This window comes from Limnothrix sp. PR1529 (assembly GCF_002742025.1).
In the GTDB taxonomy this organism is placed as follows: domain Bacteria; phylum Cyanobacteriota; class Cyanobacteriia; order CACIAM-69d; family CACIAM-69d; genus CACIAM-69d.
Genome location: NZ_LIRO01000057.1, coordinates 38,436 through 46,061 on the forward strand (window position 1 = coordinate 38,436; position 7,626 = coordinate 46,061).

The following is a 7,626-nucleotide window of genomic DNA, read 5'->3' on the forward strand; positions in this document are numbered from 1 at the left end:
AGTCTGTGTTTGATGGCTCACTTGATTAGTTAGACCATTGAGTCCTTTAATTGTTGCTCGATGCCTTGGTTTCGTCGATCACGGCGTATTGGACTTTGTAGGAAGACTTCACCGCCTCGATCGTGGCAGCCATCAACGCTTCAAAGGGATCTTTGGGTTTGTCAGCAGCGGCGATCGGGCTGCTTGCGCCCGCCAGGAACTTTGCCGGATCCGTCACCACCCAACCTTGGGCCGTGAGCTGACGAACTTCAAAGTGCAAGTGCGGCCCCGTGGACATGCCCGTGCTGCCCACACGCCCAATCACTTCTCCTTGCTTAACCGTAGCTCCCGGTTTCACAAAAATTTCCGATAGGTGACCGTAAAGGGTCTTTTGCGTGTCGCCATGATCTAACACCACCGTTAGCCCATAGCCCCCCAAAAAGCCCCCGATCGAGACCTTGCCATCCAACACCGCCACCACGGGCGTGCCCAAGGGAGCCGAAAGGTCAGTGCCCGCATGAAAGCGGCTGTAGCCCAAGATCGGATGCACCCGCCAACCAAAGGAGGAGGAAATTGGAGCCAGGCTGGTGAGCGGAAACAGCATTTTTAGGTTGCCATTGCCCAGCAGGCCCTTGGGGCGACCGCTGCGGAAATAGTAGCTGTTGGCATCGAAGTTCACGCCGTTTAAGCCCACGGTTAGGGGGCCGATTTTGACGGAGATGGGCGATTGGGCCGGCAGGGCGCTGCCCACGGAGCCAAGGCGCATGGGGCTGCCCATTTGGAGGTGGGAACCCCGATCGCCCGTGGGAATGGCCACAATTCCGGGGTGGCCAGCTTGGCCGGGTTGCCCAGGCGATCGGGTCACGGTGCAACCGGCGCTGAGGCGGCCGCCCACACTGGCGCAACCGGTGGAGCGTTCTGTGAACTGAATTTCGCTGGGCGGGGCCTGGCGTTGGGTGGCTCCCAAGTTGAAATCATTGGACTGGTCGATCGGGCCGCGGCTGGTGGAGCGCTCTTCCGGGGAAGGGGCCAGGCGAGGAACGTTCGGCAGTTCCCGTTGGGGAGTCCGCTCCACGGCCGGTGCGGGCCGCTCAATTCGGGCTGGGCGATCGGGCTGGGCGGCGGGCTTCGGTTCCGGCGGTGCAGCGGGTGCTTCCGGGGCCAAGTCTGCGGAACCGCCGCTGGGGGCCGCGTCGATCGCCCGGATTGGGGTTGCCAGTCCGCCGAGCAAGCTGGTCATTGCGCCAACCCACCCGAGACCTTGCAAAATGCGACGGCGACGGCGTTGGAGACGGGTGGGGAAGTTGGGGCGGTGGTTCATGGCGCGGTTGGGAGCGCAATGCATGGCGTAATGGGACGGGGACAGCAAAAACAGCGTGAAAGACCTGGTTCCAGAAGGAGCGCAGTGGGCTTCGGGCGGACGAGCCGCTAGGGAAGCGTCACCGAGCCTTAGACGGCGCGATCGCCCAAAATGTTCAGAAAATGTTGAGCCACGGTCTGAAATCACAGCCAAAAACGGCTGGCGCACCCTTTAACCGGGGCTTTGGAGCCAGGACAGTTGCCAAAGCCTGAGGACGTTACTGCTCTCTTCAGGAATGGCAATGACGGGTCAGGGGGTTCCGGCTCAGTCCTCAGTCATGATAGCAAGGGAAAAAGCAAAAGCGCTTAACACAACCTCGCGGAAATCGAAAAGACTATTCAAGGATTCTTTAAAAAATCCGTAACCTTGCCACCATCTGGGCCGGGGGGTTCAGGCGCTTGGGGCGATCGGGCATAGCCTAATCGCACCGCGCCGGGGGGGAGATGCAGTTCCGCAGCCAGTTGATCGGAAAACTTGACCCGGAGTTCTCCGCGCGAGGTAATGCCCACGGCGATTCCGGTGCGATCGCCCACTTGCACCGATCGCCCGCAGGTTTCCAGCAGTTCCAAATAATCCGCCAAAAAACTTTCGATGCCGCCCGTTTGGAGTTGTCGATCGCCCCGGTCTAAACCCGCGATCGCCAGGGCCGCCAACTCTGCCAGCGATCGAATCGGTGGCCCACCCTCCGCAGGGAAATCAGTCGGCGGCAACAGGGGCGGGGTGTTCATTTGACTCGCCTGATTCGCCAATGCACTGGCCCCATGCAGCGAATTAGAGCCATCAGAAATCTTGGACGAGTTCGATGAGCGATCGACCCAATGACCTGAAGGATCTAGAGGATCTAGGCGATCTACTAATTGACGATCTACTGATTGATCCAATTGATCATGCGATCGTTCTGGAGACCCTAATTCTGGAAACTCCAATTCTGAAAACAACTCCGTGGCATTGATCCCTGTCTCGGGAACCGGATTAGCCCAATTCAACCCCAGCCCCGTAACTGCACGGGCAATCTTGCCACCCACCAATCGGGTTTCCGTCAGCAACCCGCCCCACTTGCGCTCCCGAACCACCAAATCATTGGGCCACTTCAGCGCCACCGGCACACCCCGATCTCGCAGGGTTTGCCCCAGGCCCCAAGCGGCCGCCAAGGTCAGTTGGGCCCCATCCTCCGGTAGCAACTGGGGTGCAAAATAGCGCGAGAGATACAACCCGCCCAAGGGCGACGACCATTGGCGGCCCCACTGCCCCCGCCCCGCCGACTGTTGCAGCGCAATCACGATCGTTCCTGGCTGGGCCCCCGCTTGGGCCAGCTCCCAGGCCACCTGATTGGTGGAGCCGGTCTCCGCTAGCACCTGCAACCTGGGCAACCGCACACCGAGCCGCGCCGTTTCGCGCAACACGGCGGCGCTGAATTCTGCGGGGGCGATCGGGGTGGGTTTCAACACCAATGGTTTTCTAATTGCTTGCTGATTTTTGAGGTCATGCTTGCGGCGATCGCCCCTTACCCTACCGCGATCCGGTCACCCAGCGGATCGCCTCCATTTCATTTCTCCAGCCCAGCCAGCCAAGGGGTTTAAACCCCTTGCCCCCAGCCAGCCAGCACCAGCCATTTTTGGGATCTCTAGAATAGGGATTGAATTGACCCGCGATCGTCCGATCGCCCCGCCGATGTCGAGCTTGTCCACTGCCCAGGAGTCCACCCCTGACAGCGCGATCGCCCCCAACGATTTGGCGCTACCGACTGTCACCATTCATCAACCCCAACCGGCTGATATTGTTTACCCCTCTGCTGATGGAAAACCCTTGGCTGAAACTTACCTTCACCTCAACGCAATCATTGCAATTTTAAAAGCACTGCAATTTCACTTGTGTGGTCAACAAGCGACTGTTTTAGCTGATCAGTTTCTCTACTACAGCCAAGGGTATCCCCGGCTGCGAGTGGCTCCCGATGTGATGGTGATTTTTAATGTGGCTCCCGGTGGCCGAGACAACTACAAAATCTGGGAAGAGGGGGAAATTCCCAGCGTTATTTTTGAAGTCACCTCCCCCGGCACTCGCCAGGAAGACCAACACCATAAACATTGGCTCTATCAACAAATGGGGGTACAGGAGTATTGGTTATTTGATCCCAAAAATGAGTGGATTGAGGGCCAATTACGCGGCTATCAATTAGGGCCGAGTCGCACACCGGACGGTGACCCCTGTGAGGCATATTTGCCCATCACAGACAACCAAAGTGCTGTGTTGGGGTTGCGCTTAGAAGTTTGTGGGCCGCTCTTGCGATTCTTTAATGAGGCCACAGGGCAATGGCTACCGATGCCAGACGAGATCGGTGATGTGTTAGCAGAACGCGATCGGGTGGCGGCAGAATTGGATCAAGAACGTCAAGCCAAAGAAGCCGCGCTGGCAGAGTTAGCAGAATTACGGGAGCGCCTGCGACAACTGGAGACCGACGCATAAAGACGCATAAAAATGCATCAATTTTGTACGCATAGCGCCAATTTCGATCTCCTGAACCATCTCCCGACCCTTGAAACTTTCCAGCATTCAAGTTAGGAGAAATTGCACATTCCACCTATCATGCCAACTCAGAACCCTTGGGAGGCTTGATCGTGACTGGCTGGCATTGGCGCAACTGGCAAGGACTGCCCTATCTCACCTGCTCCCTGTTGGAGCCAATTCCCCACGGTTTTTTTACCCGGCACTTTGCCCCCCGCCCGCCGGCCGAGTTGGCCCCGGTGCTGGATGAAGCGGCTCAAACTTTCCGAGTCAAGCAGGTGCATGGCGATCGGGTGGTGGCTCCGGCGGAAATTGCAGAAATCACAGCAGGGGCCGTGCTCCAAGAGGCGACGGCCACCGCCAGCGAACAATCCACCTATCCCCAAGCCGATGGCCTGTTGAGCGATCGCCCGGGGCAGGTGATGTGGGTTTGCAGCGCCGATTGCACCCCGGCCTTGATTGCGGATTTAAAAACCGGTCAGGTGGCGGCGGTGCATTCCGGTTGGCGGGGAACGGCGGCGGCCATTGTGCCCAAGGCGATCGAGCGGATGCGCCAACAGGGCAGTCAACTGGCGGATTTGCGGGTGGCGCTGGGCCCGGCCATTTCCGGTTCGGTTTATCAAGTGACGGAAGCGGTGGCTGAAGAGGTGGTGGCCTCGCTGGCTGTGCCCCTGAAGGAGGCCCAAGGTTGGGAACAGCCGCCCGTGTTGCCGGATCCGGAACCGGGAAAGGCGCGGTTGGATGTGCGCCAAACGATCGTCCAGCAGGTGTTGAATTTGGGTCTCGATCGGGAGCAGGTTACCATCGCGCCCCACTGCACCTACTGCGAGCGCGATCGGTTCTTTTCCTATCGCCGCGACGGTACGAAGACGGTGCAATGGTCAGGAATTGTTAGCACTTGATTGATGCAAGAGGCCTAATCAATTCCGGCCAACTTCAGCAGGGCCTTTAGGTGATCGAGGTTGATCGTAATGTTCTGTTGCACGGCCGTGGCCTGTTCCGCGCCGGGCGCTAGATCCGCCGTGAGGTGATAGTGCTCCAAGCCGCCCAAGTTGCTCAGGAGCCAGTAGGTGTTTTGGCGGTGACTGGGCTGGAAAATTTCAATCACCTTCGTGCCCGGCTCTGCAAACACCAGGTTCGTTAGCCCGGCCCCATGTACCGCCACAATCACCTTGGCCGCTGCAAAGGCCGCCGCCTGATCAACCAGCGGTAGGCGGGCCGGGTCGATCGCCCGAAAGCCGAACTGTTCCAAGGTTGCAATCACCTCCCGATCATTCAGCACTTGGCGGTAGGCGGCGCTGCGGCGGGTGATGTAGAGGCGATCGGGAAAGCGGGAAATGCGGGCCGGCTCCAAAAAGGTATCGCGCAAAAACTGATGGGCCCAGCGCGATCCCCGATAGATCCGCAACTCGGGAATTGCTGGCACTAACAGCCGATCGGCCGTTAAGTGGGGAATTCGCCCTTGAACCGGATCCACGGAACCAAACCATTCCGTATGGCAGCAGGCCACCACTTTTTCCAGGGGAATTTGCAACCGCTCAAAACTTTGGTGCTGAAAGGGCAATTCATATAGATTGACCACAAAGCGATCGATCGAGTCCCACGCAAAGCCCGATCGCCGCAACACCTCCAACCGAGGCAACAGATCAAACATCCAGTGAAAATAGGTGACCTTGCCCCAGCGCGTGGCCAAAAAAGCCACTGTTCCGGCAAAGTGTTGGGGCGGCGGCAGGTGGGGCGAACTGGCAACGATGGCGCTGTAACCCGTTGAACAGTCGCGAATCACCTGATTTTGGGCATTGAACACCACGCTGCACAGGTTATCGCCCCAGGCTCGCCCCTGGGGAATCGCAACGGTGTAGGCGGCCGGCGCATCCAAGGTATGGTCGATCGCTTGTAATTCCGGCAGGGGATCGCCCAAGCCTTGGGAATCGCGCAGGGGATGGGTTTCCGGTTCAAAGGCGGGAAAACAGTCCGTTCCCGGCAGCTCGGCTGCCACGCCCTGCCAATTGGTGGCCAGGAGGCTGGTGGCTTCCGCCAGACCATCAGGCAGTTGGCAAAACAGGCTCGGGGAAGTGGGCGATGGATCGGCCGGCGGCAATCCGGCGGCCGCCAGTACGGCTTGAATGCCGTCGTAGGCGGGCCAAAATTCCGGCTGATAGCGTAGGGCGGCCATGAAATGGTCGATCGCCCGTTGCCATTGCCCCTGTGACTGGGCCCGGCGAGCCAGGGCCGCTTGGCGCTCCGCTTGGAACCAAACGCTATCGGGGGCGAGCAGACTGGCTTGATCCCAAAACCAGCAGGCCAGCCGCCACCAACCCAATTGTTGCAACAGGGTTCCCCCTTGTCGAAAGGGAATATCCAAACGTCGGCCGGCGAGCAGAATGGCTCGACCGTAGGCGGCTAGCGCCGCGATCGGGTGGTTGGCCGCTTCCAGGGTTTGGCCATAGTTGTCATACACCCGGGGATCGGTGGGGTTATCTTGCATGGCTCGCCGCCACAGGGCCAAACGATCGGGCAATGATGACCGGGGCTGGGATTCGGCATAGGCATAGTAGACCCCGCCCTGATTGGCTCCGGCGGTTAAGGCTCGTTGCCAAGCCAGGCTGGCCAGGTGGTCTTGTCCCGATCGTGCGCAGAGATCCGCCAAGGCGCACCAATCACTGGGTGGGGCCTGCGGATCCAAAGTCAAGGCCCGATCGAGGGCGGCTATGGCCGCTGGCCAATCCCCCGCCTGACTGGCCAGTTGCGACCAGCGGCGATAATCGGCGGCCGTTTCAGGAAAGTCCAAGTCCGGCGCACTCTGCAACATTTGCCAAGCCCGTTGCCATTCTGGGCGATCGGCACATTCACTGACCTGGGGAAACCAACTCCAGGGATCCTTGGCTCCCACTTGCCAGGCCCGCCGCAAACAGCGGTTACCCGTGGGGCGATCGCCGCGTTCCCGGTGGGCTTGGGCCAACCGATGCCAAGTCACGGCCCGATCGCCCCCCAGGGCCAGGGCCGTTTCTCCGGCCTTGATCGCCCCGTCAAAGTCGCGATCGCTCAGGAGCACAAAGCAGAGTGCCTCATGCCAATCGGGTCGATCGCTCGGTTCCCAGGCGATCGCCGTCCACCAAGCGCCCTTGGCCCGCGTCCAATCCTGACGACTGGCCCAAAAGCGGGCTGCCCGTTCCTCTAAGTAGGTGGACTGATACTGATTTTGTTTGGCCTCGTCGTAGGCGCGCATGGCTTCCGACCACTCGCCCATCGCCCAATACAAGTCCCCCAAAGCGGCCCAAGCTCGCCCGGCCACCCGGGGCCGCACAGCCACCAACCGTTGCACCGGTCGCCAGGCCGCCCGTCGATAGCCCGCTTGGCCGTAGGTGTCCAGCAGTTGCCGCACCAATTTGAAGGAGCCAGGCCGCTGGATCACCGCCGTTTCCAGCGCGGCCAAAACCGCTTCCGGTTCGCCCGCTGCGGCCCAAGCCTGGGCCCAACGCCACCAGCGCCCCACAGGGATTCGTTCTTGGGCCCAGCGCGATCGGGCAAAGGTGCAAAATGCGGCCACAGACCAAAACTTCAGCACGATGAATCCTCAAATCCTTGCGGACAGTGCCTCTACCCCCCAAGTGATTGCCCCCGTTGGCTTCCCTTTGGGCAACCCCTGAACTATCCCTTTCATCACTCACTCCATGGCCTTGGTGATCGGTACAGTTCGGCAGAGTTCAGCGCAGTTCGGCCAAATGGCTCGGGGTCACCCCTGGGCCGATCGCCCCCCCAACACCACCAGCACCACCCCCAGC

The 7,626-nt window shown here is 60.0% G+C and carries 5 protein-coding genes; 2 read left to right on the plus strand and 3 right to left on the minus strand.

Features of this window, described 5'->3' with window-relative positions:
• Positions 1-46: 46 nt before the first annotated feature.
• On the minus strand, positions 47-1,486 hold the full coding sequence (locus AMR42_RS21500; protein WP_304441461.1) for a M23 family metallopeptidase: 1,440 nt from the start codon (positions 1,484-1,486) through the stop codon (positions 47-49).
• Positions 1,487-1,677: 191 nt separating this feature from the next.
• Positions 1,678-2,787 carry a biotin--[acetyl-CoA-carboxylase] ligase gene (locus tag AMR42_RS08905; RefSeq protein WP_234406866.1) on the minus strand — a complete coding sequence of 370 codons (1,110 nt, stop codon included), beginning with the start codon at positions 2,785-2,787 and terminating at the stop codon, positions 1,678-1,680.
• A gap of 193 nt (positions 2,788-2,980) precedes the next feature.
• On the opposite strand from AMR42_RS08905, the gene AMR42_RS08910 reads away from it, so the two are divergent.
• Positions 2,981-3,802, plus strand: coding sequence for a Uma2 family endonuclease (locus AMR42_RS08910; protein WP_234406868.1), 822 nt, complete (start codon positions 2,981-2,983; stop codon positions 3,800-3,802).
• 152 nt (positions 3,803-3,954) lie between these two features.
• On the plus strand, positions 3,955-4,743 hold the full coding sequence (pgeF, locus tag AMR42_RS08915; RefSeq protein WP_099533107.1) for a peptidoglycan editing factor PgeF: 789 nt from the start codon (positions 3,955-3,957) through the stop codon (positions 4,741-4,743).
• A 14-nt stretch (positions 4,744-4,757) separates the two neighbouring features.
• On the opposite strand, the gene AMR42_RS08920 is transcribed toward pgeF, so the two are convergent.
• Entirely contained in the window at positions 4,758-7,409 is a 2,652-nt protein-coding gene (locus tag AMR42_RS08920) for a glycosyltransferase 61 family protein (RefSeq protein ID WP_143473003.1), read from the minus strand.
• Positions 7,410-7,626: the final 217 nt, after the last annotated feature.